Source organism: Bacillus sp. AK128, from assembly GCF_053903075.1.
The window spans coordinates 4,380,412-4,395,890 of the sequence record NZ_CP096379.1 but is presented as its reverse complement, the minus strand read 5'-3'; the positions used below and the strand labels follow the sequence as shown (position 1 = coordinate 4,395,890).

The 15,479-nt window shown below is 40.2% G+C and carries 18 protein-coding genes and 1 riboswitch; of the genes, 14 read left to right on the top strand and 4 right to left on the bottom strand.

Annotation, left to right across the window (positions count from 1 at the left end):
* Positions 1–13: 13 nt before the first annotated feature.
* Together M1D60_RS21960 and M1D60_RS21955 are read right to left on the bottom strand one after the other, a co-directional pair.
* Positions 14–553: a hypothetical protein gene (locus M1D60_RS21960; protein WP_456276936.1), complete on the bottom strand. Its 540-nt coding sequence runs from the start codon at positions 551–553 to the stop codon at positions 14–16.
* A 63-nt stretch (positions 554–616) separates the two neighbouring features.
* Positions 617–1,060 (bottom strand): Hsp20/alpha crystallin family protein, encoded by a 444-nt coding sequence (locus tag M1D60_RS21955; protein ID WP_456276935.1) that lies wholly within the window; start codon positions 1,058–1,060, stop codon positions 617–619.
* 169 nt (positions 1,061–1,229) lie between these two features.
* On the opposite strand from M1D60_RS21955, the gene M1D60_RS21950 reads away from it, so the two are divergent.
* The 14 genes from M1D60_RS21950 to purD all read left to right on the top strand — a co-directional run bounded on the left by M1D60_RS21950 (position 1,230) and on the right by purD (position 15,084).
* Entirely contained in the window at positions 1,230–1,775 is a 546-nt protein-coding gene (locus tag M1D60_RS21950) for a DUF2179 domain-containing protein (RefSeq protein ID WP_456279518.1), read from the top strand.
* Positions 1,768–1,983: an NETI motif-containing protein gene (locus M1D60_RS21945; protein WP_456276934.1), complete on the top strand. Its 216-nt coding sequence runs from the start codon at positions 1,768–1,770 to the stop codon at positions 1,981–1,983. Before M1D60_RS21950 ends, M1D60_RS21945 begins: the two co-directional genes overlap by 8 nt.
* Before the next feature lie 89 nt (positions 1,984–2,072).
* Positions 2,073–2,175: riboswitch (purine riboswitch) on the top strand.
* Between the two features lie 112 nt (positions 2,176–2,287).
* Complete coding sequence (gene purE / locus M1D60_RS21940; RefSeq protein ID WP_456276933.1) at positions 2,288–2,776, top strand: 5-(carboxyamino)imidazole ribonucleotide mutase; 489 nt, start codon at positions 2,288–2,290, stop codon at positions 2,774–2,776.
* The gene (gene purK, locus M1D60_RS21935; RefSeq protein ID WP_456276932.1) at positions 2,760–3,908 is read left to right on the top strand and encodes a 5-(carboxyamino)imidazole ribonucleotide synthase; all 1,149 of its coding nucleotides are present in this window, start codon (positions 2,760–2,762) and stop codon (positions 3,906–3,908) included. The genes purE and purK overlap by 17 nt, the downstream gene beginning before the upstream one ends.
* Positions 3,905–5,197: an adenylosuccinate lyase gene (purB, locus tag M1D60_RS21930; RefSeq protein WP_456276931.1), complete on the top strand. Its 1,293-nt coding sequence runs from the start codon at positions 3,905–3,907 to the stop codon at positions 5,195–5,197. Before purK ends, purB begins: the two co-directional genes overlap by 4 nt.
* Positions 5,198–5,270: 73 nt before the next feature.
* Positions 5,271–5,990 carry a phosphoribosylaminoimidazolesuccinocarboxamide synthase gene (gene purC, locus M1D60_RS21925; RefSeq protein ID WP_456276930.1) on the top strand — a complete coding sequence of 240 codons (720 nt, stop codon included), beginning with the start codon at positions 5,271–5,273 and terminating at the stop codon, positions 5,988–5,990.
* Positions 5,983–6,237 (top strand): phosphoribosylformylglycinamidine synthase subunit PurS, encoded by a 255-nt coding sequence (gene purS, locus M1D60_RS21920; RefSeq protein WP_456276929.1) that lies wholly within the window; start codon positions 5,983–5,985, stop codon positions 6,235–6,237. Before purC ends, purS begins: the two co-directional genes overlap by 8 nt.
* Positions 6,234–6,917, top strand: coding sequence for a phosphoribosylformylglycinamidine synthase subunit PurQ (gene purQ / locus M1D60_RS21915; protein WP_456276928.1), 684 nt, complete (start codon positions 6,234–6,236; stop codon positions 6,915–6,917). Before purS ends, purQ begins: the two co-directional genes overlap by 4 nt.
* Complete coding sequence (gene purL, locus M1D60_RS21910) at positions 6,901–9,123, top strand: phosphoribosylformylglycinamidine synthase subunit PurL (RefSeq protein WP_456276927.1); 2,223 nt, start codon at positions 6,901–6,903, stop codon at positions 9,121–9,123. The genes purQ and purL overlap by 17 nt, the downstream gene beginning before the upstream one ends.
* Complete coding sequence (gene purF, locus M1D60_RS21905; protein WP_456276926.1) at positions 9,099–10,511, top strand: amidophosphoribosyltransferase; 1,413 nt, start codon at positions 9,099–9,101, stop codon at positions 10,509–10,511. Before purL ends, purF begins: the two co-directional genes overlap by 25 nt.
* A 141-nt stretch (positions 10,512–10,652) precedes the next feature.
* Positions 10,653–11,693 (top strand): phosphoribosylformylglycinamidine cyclo-ligase, encoded by a 1,041-nt coding sequence (purM, locus tag M1D60_RS21900; RefSeq protein WP_456276925.1) that lies wholly within the window; start codon positions 10,653–10,655, stop codon positions 11,691–11,693.
* Entirely contained in the window at positions 11,690–12,268 is a 579-nt protein-coding gene (gene purN / locus M1D60_RS21895) for a phosphoribosylglycinamide formyltransferase (RefSeq protein WP_456276924.1), read from the top strand. Before purM ends, purN begins: the two co-directional genes overlap by 4 nt.
* Positions 12,265–13,803, top strand: a complete 1,539-nt coding sequence (gene purH / locus M1D60_RS21890) for a bifunctional phosphoribosylaminoimidazolecarboxamide formyltransferase/IMP cyclohydrolase (RefSeq protein ID WP_456276923.1) — start codon at positions 12,265–12,267, stop codon at positions 13,801–13,803. The genes purN and purH overlap by 4 nt, the downstream gene beginning before the upstream one ends.
* A gap of 15 nt (positions 13,804–13,818) precedes the next feature.
* Positions 13,819–15,084 (top strand): phosphoribosylamine--glycine ligase, encoded by a 1,266-nt coding sequence (gene purD, locus M1D60_RS21885; protein WP_456276922.1) that lies wholly within the window; start codon positions 13,819–13,821, stop codon positions 15,082–15,084.
* On the opposite strand, the gene M1D60_RS21880 is transcribed toward purD, so the two are convergent.
* On the bottom strand, positions 15,062–15,142 hold the full coding sequence (locus M1D60_RS21880; RefSeq protein ID WP_456279517.1) for an EYxxD motif small membrane protein: 81 nt from the start codon (positions 15,140–15,142) through the stop codon (positions 15,062–15,064). The two genes, purD and M1D60_RS21880, sit on opposite strands and share 23 nt — an antisense overlap.
* A gap of 67 nt (positions 15,143–15,209) precedes the next feature.
* A complete protein-coding gene (locus tag M1D60_RS21875; protein ID WP_456276921.1) occupies positions 15,210–15,467 on the bottom strand; it encodes a YgaP family membrane protein in 258 nt (85 codons plus the stop codon).
* Positions 15,468–15,479: the final 12 nt, after the last annotated feature.

Genomic DNA, 15,479 nt, shown 5'->3' with positions numbered 1-15,479 from the left:
GTTTTACGAGTATTTATGCTTTTTTTCTTGTTTTAAGATAAAGAAGGACTAATCCAAGGATAAACATAGTAGATAGAATAATCCAAGTAGTGAGGGAAGAAGTGGTATTATCACTTGCTTTATTTGTTAGCACTTCTCCTTCACCCAGTATAGTTAGATCATCATTTGCTCGTGAGAGTTCTTTTGTTAAGGAACAAATTCCTGTTTTTAATATGCCCTCATTTTGTATGGCATAGACTAAATAGGATTCATCTTTGGAAAAGTTGAAACCACAGCTGGCAGAGTCTCGAGCCGTATATACTGAAATCTGAGATGTATTTTCACCCTTCCAAATTTCATTTACCTGAAATGTAACTTTAATTGGTTCGAATTCATTTGAGGTATCTTCCTCAATGGATAACACCTTACCTGAGAATACAGAATTTGCACGTTCTAGCTCTTCCTCCACCGGTGGTGAGGGAACGCATGAACAAGCATACGATGGAATTGGTTTTACAATTAAAGTTAAGGTTAGAACAAATACCAATAGACATATATATTTGATTAATTTCATAATTTTCACTCCTTCATCTTAGATAGACGAAGGTTTTACCATTTTGTTACATCTTTTTTCGTGCTAATCCCCAATTTTTTTGATAGCCACTTTATTTTTTTTAGCATCAGATGGGATTTGCTTGTGTAAATGGATAATCAACAGGCCCTGCTGATAGTTTGCCTCTACTCGGTCATCTCTTACATGGTAAGGGAGATCTATTTCTCGTTTAAACTTTCCTTGAAAGATTCCCTCTTGAACTAGCTTAAAGCCTTTGTAATTTAGATTAATCAGTCCTTCTACTTCCAGTATGTTTTGGTTTACATACACATTAATATCATCGAGCTTATCAATACCAGGCACATTTAAGACGCATAAGAGTTCGTTGTCCGCTTGATATAAATTGTAGTTAGTCAGTTGGTTTTGAAAAATGCCATCAAAGTTTTTCCAAAAATCATCACCAAAAAATCCTTGGAATTGATCTTTCCAATTGGAAAAATCCTTTAAGTACGGATGATTATTTAACATAAAGTCCACCTCCAAAGCTTAAACAGTTAGTGTCAAAAGCTTTTATATTATATGAAGGGGCTATAGTTATGTGTCTATTCCCTTTATCCTGTTCATGGGTTGTCAATCTTTGATACAATATGGGGTAAGAACTGGGTATAGTAATACTAAAGAAGATGAGGTGAGAATGATGATAGAAAATGGACTGGCTATGGTAGTCATCATTTTACTAATTAATATCGTGTATGTTACTTTTTTTACAATACGAATGATTTTAACATTAAAAGGACATCGGTATTTAGCTGCCATGTTAAGTATGGTTGAGGTTGTTATTTATGTGGTCGGATTAGGCTTGGTGTTGGACAATTTAAATCAAATTCAGAATTTAATCGCTTATGCAGTTGGTTACGGGATTGGTGTTATAGTTGGAATGAAGATTGAGGAGAAATTAGCGCTAGGTTATATTACTGCGAATGTGATTACAAAGGATTATAATGTGGACCTTCCTAGACAGCTTCGAGAAAAGGGTTATGGAGTAACCACTTGGGAAGCACATGGTCTTGAAGGAGACCGTATGTCTTTACAGATATTAACGCCACGAAAATATGAGCTTACATTATATACCACCATTAAAGAGCTCGATCCAGGGGCTTTTATTATCTCGTATGAGCCCAAAGCAATTCATGGTGGCTTCTGGGTTAAGAATGTGCGGAAAGGGAAGTTGAAGAATGGCTAATAAACCTTCTAAAAAGAAATTTCAGGTGGCTGAAAATGAAACGATTGACGCTTGTTTACTAAGGATGGAACAGGAAGGATATAAACCGGTTCGCCGCATGGAGGAGCCTGTGTTCGAGGAAACCGAGACTGATGGTGTAAAGGATATTCAACCATGTGGAAGAATGATTATTTTTGAGGGGAAGTTAGTTAGTAAATCCGAACATTAATTGTGAACTTTCTAGTAATTGTTCGAATTTTTGTTTACAAATGGTAGCTTTAGCTGATATTATAAGATTGGAAAATGAAGAATTAGATATATATATAGATTAGTTTGCCTCATATAATTTTGGGATTATGGCCCATAAGTTTCTACCCAATAACCGTTAATTTATTGGACTATGAGGGAAAGTGATACGGGGAGCTCCTATATACTTGGAGCAATACAGTGCCCAAGTAAATTGCTTTCTCTTTATAGGGAGGAATTTACTTTGGGTACTTTTTTTCGCCCAAAAGAGGTAAAGGGGGATTAATTTGAAGCCAATAGTTGGAGTAATTATGGGGAGTTCATCTGATTGGGAAACGATGAAGCATGCATGTGAAATACTTGATGAACTAGAAGTATCTTATGAAAAAAAGGTTGTTTCTGCACATCGTACACCTGACTTAATGTTTGAATATGCAGAGCAGGCAAGAGAACGAGGAATTCAAGTGATCATTGCGGGAGCAGGTGGGGCTGCCCATTTACCAGGGATGGTAGCTGCTAAAACAACTTTACCGGTTATTGGAGTACCTGTACAATCAAAGGCTTTAAATGGTTTGGACTCATTATTATCAATTGTTCAAATGCCTGGCGGAGTTCCGGTAGCAACTGTTGCAATTGGAAAAGCAGGGGCAACCAACGCAGGATTATTAGCAACACAAATATTGAGTATCGCTAACGTTGAGATTGCCGATAAGCTTCAAGTGAGAAGAGAAAAGATGAAGCAGATGGCGTTAGAAATGAGTGATCAACTTGTATAAGAATATTCTACCCGGAAGCACAATTGGAATAATTGGTGGAGGGCAATTGGGGAGAATGATGGCATTGTCCGCAAGAGAGATGGGATATAGAATTGCTGTCCTAGACCCAACTCCTGATAGTCCTTGTGGACAAATTGCTGATATTGAAATTACAGCGGCCTACCATGACTTAACAGCAATAAAAGAATTAGCAAAAGTAAGTGATGTCATCACTTATGAATTTGAAAATATTGATCATGAGGCGCTTACTTGGCTACATGAACATACTTACTTACCACAGGGAACAGAGCTTTTACGAATTACCCAGGATCGTGAAACAGAGAAAGAATCAATTAAAGCTTTGGGAGTACCGGTAGCTCCATTTGCGATTGTCAAAACGAAGAGTGAACTTGAAGAAGCAGTAGAAAAAATCGGGATCCCTTGTGTGGTCAAGACCTGTCGCGGCGGTTATGACGGGAAAGGTCAGCATGTTGTAAGAGAGCGTGAGGACGTTATTGCTGCCTACGAATTATTACAAGAAAGTAAATGTATCGTAGAGGGGTGGGTCTCTTTTGAAAAGGAGCTTTCTGTTATTATTGCTAGAAACCCAAATGGAGAGACGAAGACCCTACCACTTGCTGAAAATATTCATGTAAACAATATCCTTCATCAAACAATTGTTCCAGCAAGAGTGGGGAACGAAGCAGCAGAAAAGGCATACTCAGTAGCTAAGGTGATAGCTGATGGACTTGGTCTAGTGGGTACACTAGCTGTAGAGATGTTTTTAGTAGGTAATGAAATCTTTGTAAATGAGTTAGCACCAAGGCCTCATAATTCTGGACACTATTCAATTGAGGGCTGTGTAACCTCTCAATTTGAGCAGCATATTAGAGCGGTATGTAATCTTCCGCTTGGAGACGCGAGTTTATTAAAGCCAACCGTTATGGTTAATTTACTAGGTGAGCATGTGGAATCTACTATTGAGCAATATGAACAGATCATAACCGGTAAGGTTCATTTATACGGAAAGAAAGATGCGAAACTTAAAAGGAAAATGGGTCACATTACTTTTTTAGGTGACAATGTTGAAGAAATATTAACAGATCTATCTAAACTAACAATATGGAATGAAAAAGCGGGGGGAACAGGATGATTGAACGTTATACGAGACCAGAAATGGGAGCGATTTGGACAGAGGAAAATCGTTATAATGCTTGGCTTGAGGTTGAAATCTTAGCATGTGAGGCATGGGCAGAGCTAGGAGACATCCCTAAGGAGGACGTGGCGTTAATTCGTCAAAATGCCTCCTTCAATATTGGAAGAATACTAGAAATTGAAGAGGAAACTAGACATGATGTGGTGGCATTCACCCGTGCCGTTTCTGAAACGCTTGGGGAAGAAAAGAAATGGGTACATTACGGATTAACTTCGACGGACGTTGTTGATACTGCACTTTCTTATTTACTAAGACAAGCAAATGATATTTTAAAGCAGGACCTTGCACGTTTTGTAGATATTTTAAAGGAAAAAGCACTAGAGCATAAATACACGGTCATGATGGGAAGAACTCATGGTGTTCATGCGGAACCTACTACTTTCGGATTAAAGCTTGCTCTTTGGTATGAGGAAATGAAGCGAAATGTAGAGCGATTTGAGGCGGCGTCAAAAGGAATAGAGTTCGGTAAGATTTCAGGTGCAGTTGGAACGTATGCAAACATTAATCCATTTGTTGAAAGCTATGTTTGTGAAAAGCTAGGGCTACAAGCAGCACCTATTTCAACTCAAACTTTGCAACGTGATCGTCATGCACACTATATGTCAACGCTTGCACTGATTGCGACTTCCATTGAAAAATTTGCAACGGAAGTTCGTGGACTTCAGAAGAGTGAAACAAGAGAAGTAGAGGAATTCTTTGCTAAAGGTCAAAAGGGATCATCGGCTATGCCACATAAACGTAACCCGATTGGTTCAGAAAATATGACGGGTCTAGCAAGAGTGATTCGTGGTCATATGGTAACAGCCTATGAAAATGTGTCTTTATGGCATGAGCGTGATATTTCTCATTCATCAGCGGAGAGAATCATTTTACCGGATGCAACGATTGCTCTTAACTATATGTTAAATCGTTTCGGAAATATCATTAAGAACTTAACAGTTTTCCCTGAAAACATGAAGCGTAATATGGATCGTACATTTGGCTTAATTTATTCTCAGCGTGTGTTATTAGCTCTAATTGATGCTGGATTATCTCGTGAAGAGGCATATGACACGGTTCAACCAAAAGCAATGGAGGCTTGGGAAAAACAAACGTCATTTAAGGAAATTGTGATGGCGGAAGAGAAAATCACGTCAAGACTTACTCAGGAAGAAATTGATAATTGCTTTGACTATAGCTATCATCTATCACAGGTTGATACGATTTTTGAACGAGTAGGATTATAAGCTAAGGTTCAATGAGGGAGGATTTAGTTCGAAGCCTCCCGGACTTTTTGAACAACGATTAGGGGGATTTGGAGTGGAAAAGCTAGGGTTACTATACGAAGGAAAAGCAAAAAGAATCTATCAAACTAATGATCCAGAAGTTGTGTGGGTAGAGTATAAAGATAGCGCAACAGCCTTTAATGGTGAGAAAAAGGCTACCATCACCGGTAAAGGGCGTCTAAATAATACGATTACTTGCTTGTTATTTGAGATGCTTCATGAAAAGGGAATTCCTACTCATTTAGTAGATCAGTTATCTGATACTGAACAGCTCGTTAAACGAGTAAGCATTATTCCTTTAGAAGTAGTGGTTCGAAATATTGCAGCAGGTTCATTAGCTAAACGTCTAGGTTTTGTTGAGGGCCAGGCACTTCCATTCCCGATTATTGAACTTTATTACAAAAACGATGACCTTGGTGATCCGTTAATTAATGAAGATCACATTAAGGTATTGAACCTTGCAACTGAAGAGCAGGTGCAGGAATTAAAGGAAAAGGCATTAGGTGTTAATGAAGTCCTTCTTCCTTATTTTGATGAAAGAAATGTAAGGTTAATAGATTTTAAGCTGGAGTTTGGTGTAACAAGTGCAGGTACAGTGCTGCTAGCAGATGAGATTTCTCCAGATACTTGTCGTTTATGGGATAAGGATACAAATGAAAAGCTGGATAAAGATGTATTCAGAAGAGACTTAGGAAATTTAACAGAGACATATGAAAAACTATTAGAGCGATTAGGGGGAGCAACTCATGTATAAAGTTAAGGTATTCGTTACGTTAAGAGAAAGTGTTTTAGATCCACAAGGTTCAGCGGTAAAAGGATCACTTCATAGCTTGTCATATACAGAGGTACAAGATGTTCGTATTGGTAAGTTTTTAGAGTTAACAATTGAGAAATCGGATCGCTCAATTGATGAGCTTGTGAAAGAAATGTGTGAGCGTCTTTTAACGAATACGGTTATTGAAGACTTTACTTATGAAGTTGAGGAGGTTGTTGCAAAGTGAAATTTGCAGTAATTGTCTTCCCAGGTTCGAACTGTGATGTTGATATGTACCATGCGATTAAAGATGAGTTAGGTGAAGAAGTAGAATACGTTTGGCACGATACGGAATCACTAGATTCATATGATGGTATTCTTTTACCAGGTGGTTTTTCATACGGAGATTATTTACGCTGTGGAGCCATTGCACGATTTTCTAAGGTGATGGCAGCTGTGATTAAGGCGGCTGAAGAAGGAAAGCCTGTAATGGGTGTATGTAACGGATTCCAAATTTTATTAGAAGCTGGATTACTACCAGGGGCTTTAAGAAGAAATAAAGATTTAAAGTTTATTTGCCAGCCTGTTAATCTAGTAGTTGAAAATGCTGAGTCTATGTTTAGCTCAGGCTATGAAGCGGGTGAAGTCATTAGTATCCCAGTAGCTCACGGTGAAGGAAATTACTACTGTGATGAAAAGACTTTACAAAAGCTTGAAGAAGGAAATCAAATCGTTTTCCGTTATGAGGATGATCTAAACGGAAGCCTTTCAAATATTGCAGGGATAGTGAATGAAAAAGGAAATGTTCTTGGAATGATGCCACACCCTGAGCGTGCAGTCGATTCGCTATTAGGTAGTGATGATGGACTTAAGCTTTTTAAATCAATCTTGAAGAATTGGAGGAACACTCATGTCGTTACTGCTTGAACCAACAGCTGAACAAATTAAAAGTGAGAAAATCTACCGTGAAATGGGACTAAGTGACGAGGAGTTTGCCCTGGTTGAGGAGATTATTGGGCGTCTACCTAACTATACAGAATTAGGATTATTCTCTGTTATGTGGTCAGAGCATTGTAGCTATAAAAATTCTAAGCCTGTTCTTCGTAAATTCCCAACTAAGGGCGAGCGTGTTCTTCAAGGTCCTGGTGAGGGTGCAGGGATTGTGGATATCGGTGATGAACAAGCGGTTGTTTTCAAGATGGAGAGTCATAACCATCCTTCAGCAATTGAACCGTACCAAGGGGCAGCTACTGGTGTAGGTGGAATCATTCGTGATGTATTTTCAATGGGGGCTCGTCCGGTTGCTTTATTAAACTCGTTACGTTTCGGTGAGTTAACGACTCCTCGTATGAGATATTTATTTGAAAATGTAGTAGCAGGTATTGCCGGCTATGGTAACTGTGTCGGGATTCCAACAGTTGGAGGGGAGATTCAGTTCGATCCTTCTTATGATGGTAATCCACTAGTAAATGCAATGTGTGTCGGGTTAATTGACCATAAAGATATTAAAAAAGGTGTGGCGACTGGGATTGGCAATACAGTGATGTATGTTGGAGCGAAAACAGGTCGTGACGGAATCCATGGTGCGACGTTTGCATCTGAAGAGTTATCCGAGGCTTCAGAAGCGAAGCGTCCAGCTGTTCAAGTAGGCGATCCATTCATGGAGAAGCTTTTACTTGAGGCTAGTTTAGAAATTATCCAAAGTGATGCCCTTGTTGGAATTCAGGACATGGGTGCAGCAGGTCTAACTTCTTCATCTGCTGAAATGGCAAGTAAGGGTGGATCAGGGATTGAAATGAATCTTGATTTAATTCCTCAACGTGAAACAGGAATGACAGCTTACGAAATGATGCTTTCTGAATCACAAGAACGTATGCTAATTGTTGTTGAAAAAGGAAGAGAAAGAGAAATTCAAGATATCGTGGAAAAGTATGACTTAGAAGCGGTAGCGGTAGGTGTTGTAACGGATGATAAGCGTTTACGCCTTGTTCATAAAGGCGAAGTAGTGGCTGATGTTCCGGTTGATGCGTTAGCTGAGGATGCACCAGTTTATCATAAACCTTCTGCAGAGCCTGCTTATTATCGTGAATTCCAAGCGATGGAAAATGATATTCCAGCAGTGGATGATGTACAGGAAACATTAGTGAACCTACTTTCTCAACCAACTATTGCAAGTAAGGAATGGGTTTACAATCAGTACGATTATATGGTTAGAACAAATACGGTTGTTTCTCCAGGGTCAGATGCGGCAGTTGTTCGTATTCGTGGGACTAGAAAAGCATTAGCAATGACTACTGACTGTAATTCTCGCTATATCTACTTAGATCCAGAGGTTGGAGGAAAGATTGCAGTTGCTGAAGCAGCTCGTAATGTGGTTTGTTCTGGTGGAGAGCCAATTGCCATTACAGACTGCTTAAACTTCGGTAACCCTGAAAAGCCAGAGATTTTCTGGCAGCTTGAAAAAGCAGTAGATGGAATGAGTGCAGCTTGTACGAAGTTAAATGCACCTGTTATTAGTGGAAATGTATCTTTATATAACGAAACAAATGGTACGGCAATTTATCCAACTCCAACAGTGGGTATGGTTGGGCTGATTACGGATCTTGATCATATTACCACTCAAAGCTTTAAACAGGCTGGGGATTTAGTTTATGTAATTGGTGAAACAGCAGCAGAGTTTGGCGGAAGTGAACTTCAAAAGCTGACATATGGTCGTATTTTTGGTAAGGCTCCTGCTTTAGATTTAGAGGTAGAAGCAGAAAGACAATCTTCTTTATTAGGTGCCATTCGTGCAGGTCTTGTTCAATCGGCACATGATGTTTCTGAGGGTGGACTTGGGGTTGCTTTAGCAGAATCAGTAATGGGTACTGAGCTTGGAGCATCTGTTGAATTATTTGGTGATGCAACTGTCATGTTATTCAGTGAAACACAATCTCGTTTTGTAGTGACTGTAAGTCCTGAGAACCAGGAGCGTTTTGAGGAGCTAGTTGTGGCTACTTTGGTAGGAAATGTAACAAATGAAGGTAAGTTAGTAGTAACAGTTGATGGAGCTGTTTCCATTGATACATCTATGGAAGTATTACAACAGGCTTGGAAAGGGGCGATCCCATGCTTGCTGAACTCAAAGGCTTAAATGAAGAATGTGGGATATTTGGAATCTGGGGTCACCCAGATTCTGCCCAGATTACGTATTACGGTCTTCATAGTCTCCAACACCGTGGACAAGAAGGTGCAGGGATTGTCGTAACAGACGGGGAAAAGTTAAACACGGTTAAGGGCACTGGTTTAGTAACCGAGGTTTTTAAACAAGAGCAAATGAATGACTTATATGGTAAGGCTGCAATTGGTCACGTTCGTTATGCAACAGCTGGTGGTGGCGGTTATGAAAATGTTCAGCCGTTATTATTCCGTTCTCAAAGTGGTGGTCTAGCTCTTGCACATAATGGAAACTTAGTAAATGCTAATGCGCTTAAGCATCAGCTTGAAGGGCAGGGAAGTATTTTTCAAACAACTTCTGATACAGAGGTATTAGCTCATTTAATTAAACGTGGAGGGAATCTTCCGCTGAATGAACGAGTAAAAAATGCTTTGTCTATGGTGAAAGGTGCTTATGCATTTTTAGTTATGACAGAGAATGAAATGATGATTGCACTTGATCCACTTGGAATGCGTCCACTTTCACTTGGTCGCTTAGGTGATGCTTATGTTGTTGCTTCTGAGACCTGTGCATTTGATGTGGTTGGTGCGACTTATGAGCGTGAAGTAGAACCAGGTGAGTTAATCATTATTTCAGATGAAGGGATTCGTTCAGAACGTTTCTCAGGATTTCAAAGTCGTGCCATTTGTAGTATGGAATATATTTATTTCGCTCGTCCTGACAGCAATGTGGACCGAATCAATGTTCACAGTGCACGTAAAAACTTAGGTAGATGGCTGGCACTTGAAGCACCAGCAGAAGCAGATGTGGTAACAGGTGTTCCTGATTCAAGTATTTCAGCAGCAATCGGCTATGCAGAAGCAATGGGGATTCCATATGAAATTGGTTTGATTAAAAACCGTTATGTAGGACGTACGTTTATTCAACCTTCACAATCCCTTCGTGAACAAGGTGTAAAAATGAAGCTTTCACCAGTTCGTGGAATTGTAGAGGGTAAGCGTGTTGTTATGGTTGATGACTCAATCGTTCGTGGAACGACAAGTCGTCGAATCGTTAATATGCTACGACACGCGGGGGCAACCGAGGTGCATGTACGTATTAGTTCACCGCCTATTAAAAATCCTTGTTATTACGGAATCGATACTTCCACTAGAGAAGAGCTAATTGCATCATCAAGATCAGTGGAAGAAATTCGTCAAATTATCGGTGCAGACTCTTTATCATTTATAAGCAATGAAGGATTACTAAAAGCAATCGGCAGACCAGATGATGACGAAAACAAAGGGCAATGTCTAGCATGCTTTACAGGCAAATACCCAACAGAGATCTACCCTGATACCGTGCATCCGCACGAAAAGGCATAACATCGGTTTAGCACTTTAAAGCAGTGGGGGCCAGGCCCCCACTGCTTTAAAGTGGCAAAGTGACTATAGGTATTCGATAGATGAAAACATTACAACATGAAGCGACGGGGACGTCGCTTTATGGCTATTGGGGGATGGACGATGGCAAACTCGTATAAGGAAGCTGGAGTTGACATAGAGGCAGGATATGAAGCAGTAGCACGAATGAAGAAGCATGTGGAGCGTACAAAGCGTAATGGTGTGTTTAGTAGTATTGGTGGCTTTGGTGGGATGTTTGATTTATCTAGCCTACAGCTAAAAGAACCAGTTCTAGTTTCAGGAACAGATGGAGTGGGGACAAAGCTTATGCTTGCGTTCATGATGGATCAGCATGACACAATAGGGATTGATGCAGTGGCAATGTGTGTGAACGATATCGTCGTTCAAGGGGCAGAGCCGTTATTTTTCTTAGATTATATCGCTTGTGGCAAGGCATTGCCTGAAAAAATTGAGGCGATTGTAAAAGGAATCTCAGATGGCTGTGAGCAGGCAGGTTGCGCATTAGTAGGTGGAGAAACTGCTGAAATGCCAGGAATGTATGATGAACAGGAATATGATCTAGCTGGCTTTGCTGTTGGGGCTGTTGAAAAATCAAACATTATTACAGGTGCTAATATTACGCCAGGAGATTGCTTAATTGGTCTGACTTCTAGTGGTCTTCATAGCAATGGCTTTTCACTCGTTCGAAAAATCCTTTTAGAAAAAGCTGGTTTCCAGTTAGATCAAGAAGTAGAAGGTTTAGAGGGTAAGCTAGGTGAGGAATTACTAAAGCCAACTAAAATCTATGTAAAACCACTTCTACATGTCATGAAGAAATTCCAAATTAAAGGAATGGCTCATATTACAGGTGGGGGCTTTATTGAAAATATCCCAAGAATGTTACCTGAAAATTGTGGAGCAGAGATTGATAACGGTTCATGGCCGATCCCAGCTATTTTCAATGTATTGGAAAGAGAAGGTGAGCTTTCACAGGACGAAATGTTTAACATCTTCAATATGGGTATTGGGATGGTACTTGCGGTAAGCGAAGATGACTTAATCTCAGTGATTCGTGAGTTAGAAGCTCAAGGTGAGCAACCTTATATTATCGGTCGTGTAAAAGAGGGAACTGGCGTTACTATTGACGGAGGCTCAAAGGCGTGAAGCGATTAGCTATTTTTGCTTCAGGTTCGGGTAGTAATTTTCAAGCAATCGTGGACTCTGTTAACAATGGAGCGCTTCATGCTGAGGTATGCTTACTGGTCTGTGACAAAGAAGGCGCAAAGGTGATTGAAAGAGCTAACAATGAAGGTATTCCAACTTTTGTTACCTCGCCAAAATCCTATGAGACGAAAAAACAATACGAAGAGGCAATCCTAGAGAAATTAAAGGACCAACAGGTTGAATGGCTCATCCTAGCTGGCTACATGCGATTGGTAGGAGAAACACTTTTACACGCCTATGAAGGTAGAATCGTCAATATTCACCCTTCCCTCTTACCAGCTTTTCCTGGCAAGGATGCCATTGGTCAAGCGCTTCAGGCAAATGTTAGAATAACAGGTGTGACCGTTCATTTCGTGGATCAAGGGATGGACACTGGGAACATTATCGACCAAGAGGCGTTACGAGTCGATCCGCAAGACACGACTGAAAGCTTACAAAAAAAGATTCAAATTATCGAACATATTTTATATCCAAAAACAATACAGGCATTGGTAACTGGAGGTAATCATTCATGACGATCAAACGTGCACTCATAAGTGTATCTGATAAAGCGGGCTTAGTTCCTTTTGTAAAAAGCTTAGTGGAACATGGGGTAGAAATTATTTCTACAGGGGGTACTAGTAAGTTGTTGGAACAAAATGGAATTAATGTGATTGGGATTCAAGAAGTAACTAATTTCCCAGAAATGCTAGACGGACGTGTAAAAACCCTACATCCGATGATTCATGGTGGTCTTTTAGGTGTACGAGATAATGAAGAGCACAAGCAAACGATGGAAGCCCATGGTATTGCACCTATTGATTTAGTGGTTGTTAATCTATATCCGTTTAAAGAAACGATTCAAAAGCCGGATGTGACATATGAGGATGCCATTGAGAACATTGACATTGGTGGACCATCGATGCTTCGTTCAGCAGCAAAAAATCATCGTTTTGTAACAGTTGTTGTAGACCCGATTGACTACGATGTGGTTCTTGAAGAGCTTACAGCTTCTGGAGAGGTTGCTTTTGAGACAAAACAGCGCTTAGCAGCAAAGGTGTTCCGTCATACAGCAGCCTATGATGCGTTAATTGCTGATTATTTAACAAAACAGGTAGGCGAAGAGTCACCTGAATTACTAACGGTCACTTATGAGAAGAAGCAGGCTTTACGTTATGGAGAAAATCCTCATCAGAAGGCAGCCTTTTACCAAAATTCGCTACCAGTCGATGGCACGATTTCATCAGCTATGCAATTACACGGTAAGGAATTATCTTATAACAATATCAATGATGCAGATGCTGCATTAACCATCGTAAAGGAATTCAATGACCCAGCAGTAGTTGCTGTGAAACATATGAACCCTTGTGGTGTTGGTGTTGGAGAGACCATTCAAGCAGCTTATCAAAAGGCATTTGAAGCGGATCCGGTGTCTATCTTTGGTGGAATTGTAGCAGCAAACCGTACAATTGACGCAGATACAGCGATTCTATTGAAAGAAATCTTCCTAGAAATTATTATCGCTCCTGACTTTACAGAAGACGCTTTAGAAATACTTATGACAAAGAAAAACTTACGATTACTAAAGGTTGCGGTAGATGCCAACCAACAAATTCAAAATCGTATCACGACAGTAAGTGGTGGGGTTCTTGTTCAGGAAACAGATTATCTTTCGTTTGATGATGCTACGATTACTGTTCCAACGAAACGTCAGCCAACTGATTCAGAGTGGAAGGATTTAAGGCTTGCATGGCAAGTTGTGAAGCATGTGAAATCTAATGCAATCGTGCTTGCTAAGGATGATATGACGATTGGCGTGGGAGCGGGACAAATGAACCGTGTTGGTGCTGCAAAAATTGCAATTGAACAGGCTGGTGAAAAAGCTGTTGGTTCAGCATTAGGCTCTGATGCATTTTTCCCAATGGATGATACCGTAGAAGCAGCTGCAAAAGCAGGAGTTACGGCAATCATCCAACCAGGCGGTTCAATTCGTGATGAGGATTCCATTAAAAAGGCCGATGAATATGGAATCACAATGGTATTTACAGGAGTCCGTCACTTTAAACATTAATAGGAGGGTTTTATAATGAACGTATTAGTGGTAGGTCGTGGTGGAAGAGAGCATGCGATTGCTTGGAAGGCTGCCCAAAGCCCTCTTGTTGAACAGGTGTATGTTGCTCCTGGAAATCCAGGGATGGCAGATGTAGCAACACTTGTGTCTATTGATGAAACGGATCATGAAGCATTAGTCGCTTTTGCAAAGGAACAGGAGATTGCCTTAACGATTATAGGGCCTGAGGGACCATTAGTGAATGGTATTGTGGACCGTTTTGAAAAGGAACAGCTAGCTGTATTTGGTCCTCGCCAAAACGCAGCAGTGATTGAAGGTAGTAAAGGCTTTGCAAAAGACTTAATGAAAAAATATAAAATACCTACAGCTGCATATGAGGTTTTTACAGAGTATGAGGCTGCAAAAGCTTATATCGAAAAAGTGGGTGCGCCGATTGTCATTAAAGCAGATGGCCTTGCAGCAGGTAAGGGTGTTGTAGTCGCAATGACAAACGAAGAGGCATTAACAAGTATAGAATCAATGATGCTAAACGAAAGGTTTGGAAGCGCTAGCCGTCAGGTAGTCATTGAGGAGTACCTAGAAGGTGAAGAGTTTTCATTGATGGCGTTTGTGAACGGCAATAAGGTTTATCCTATGGTCATTGCTCAGGACCATAAGCGTGCGTTTGATGGAGATCAAGGTCCAAATACAGGAGGAATGGGTGCTTACTCACCAGTTCCACAAATTAGTGAGGATATTATCCAACTATCTGTTGAAACAATTTTAAAACCTACTGCAAATGGAATGATCCAGGATGGAACTCCATTTACAGGAATCTTATATGCAGGCTTAATGCTTACTGCAGAAGGACCTAAGGTGATAGAGTTTAATGCAAGATTTGGTGATCCAGAAACGCAGGTTGTGTTATCAAGACTTAAAAGTGATTTAGTCAAAAACTTATTAGATATTTTAGCTAATGAAGTGCCAGTCATTGAATGGTCTGAAGAGGCAGTAGTTGGCGTGGTGGTTGCTTCTAAAGGATATCCTGGTGAATATGAAAAAGGACACCCTATTCATGGACTTGATCAAATCAAAGAAGCAAATGTTTTCCATGCAGGAACTACTCTATCTGGTGAGCAGCTTGTAACGGATGGGGGACGAGTTCTATTACTCACTTCAGCGGGTAAAACAATTAAGGAAGCTCAAGCTATTGTTTACCTGGAGCTACAGCATATTAATACACAGCATTTGTTTTACCGTAAAGATATTGCAGAAAAGGCTAACGCACACGCTTCCGTTTAATATAAACATAACTGATTGCAATAATGCCGCCTATAACTGAAATAAGTACAAAGGACATGTCAGTGACAAATTCCCAAAACATATGATCACTCCTTTATATCCCCTTGCTTAGCAAGGGGAGCTTTTTACGTTGGATTACTTGTGAAATCTTCACGTTGTTCTTGTTGGCTTGAGTCCTGTTGTTGCTGAGAATTTTGATAAAGATAGGTAAAAGGACAAAAGCGTAAAATTCCCATACCAATCTTCATTGAAGCAAGCATAGCGACTAGGAAATAACGTTCTCTATGAGGTTTTCTAGCCATTCTCGCTGTTGCCCAAGCAAGCATCGTAAAGCCACAGGATAAGCGCACTAAAGCGTTAATTATTCCAATATTGGGTTTCATGTTTTCACCTCA

What these genes read in the sequence shown, in the direction of transcription:
- M1D60_RS21960 (WP_456276936.1), bottom strand. Translation starts at nt 553, where the DNA reads ATGAAATTAATCAAATATATATGTCTATTGGTATTTGTTCTAACCTTA.
- M1D60_RS21955 (WP_456276935.1), bottom strand. Translation starts at nt 1,060, where the DNA reads ATGTTAAATAATCATCCGTACTTAAAGGATTTTTCCAATTGGAAAGAT.
- M1D60_RS21950 (WP_456279518.1), top strand. Translation starts at nt 1,230, where the DNA reads ATGATAGAAAATGGACTGGCTATGGTAGTCATCATTTTACTAATTAAT.
- M1D60_RS21945 (WP_456276934.1), top strand. Translation starts at nt 1,768, where the DNA reads ATGGCTAATAAACCTTCTAAAAAGAAATTTCAGGTGGCTGAAAATGAA.
- purB (WP_456276931.1), top strand. Translation starts at nt 3,905, where the DNA reads ATGATTGAACGTTATACGAGACCAGAAATGGGAGCGATTTGGACAGAG.
- purS (WP_456276929.1), top strand. Translation starts at nt 5,983, where the DNA reads ATGTATAAAGTTAAGGTATTCGTTACGTTAAGAGAAAGTGTTTTAGAT.
- purL (WP_456276927.1), top strand. Translation starts at nt 6,901, where the DNA reads ATGTCGTTACTGCTTGAACCAACAGCTGAACAAATTAAAAGTGAGAAA.
- purF (WP_456276926.1), top strand. Translation starts at nt 9,099, where the DNA reads ATGCTTGCTGAACTCAAAGGCTTAAATGAAGAATGTGGGATATTTGGA.
- purM (WP_456276925.1), top strand. Translation starts at nt 10,653, where the DNA reads ATGGCAAACTCGTATAAGGAAGCTGGAGTTGACATAGAGGCAGGATAT.
- purH (WP_456276923.1), top strand. Translation starts at nt 12,265, where the DNA reads ATGACGATCAAACGTGCACTCATAAGTGTATCTGATAAAGCGGGCTTA.
- purD (WP_456276922.1), top strand. Translation starts at nt 13,819, where the DNA reads ATGAACGTATTAGTGGTAGGTCGTGGTGGAAGAGAGCATGCGATTGCT.
- M1D60_RS21880 (WP_456279517.1), bottom strand. Translation starts at nt 15,142, where the DNA reads ATGTCCTTTGTACTTATTTCAGTTATAGGCGGCATTATTGCAATCAGT.
- M1D60_RS21875 (WP_456276921.1), bottom strand. Translation starts at nt 15,467, where the DNA reads ATGAAACCCAATATTGGAATAATTAACGCTTTAGTGCGCTTATCCTGT.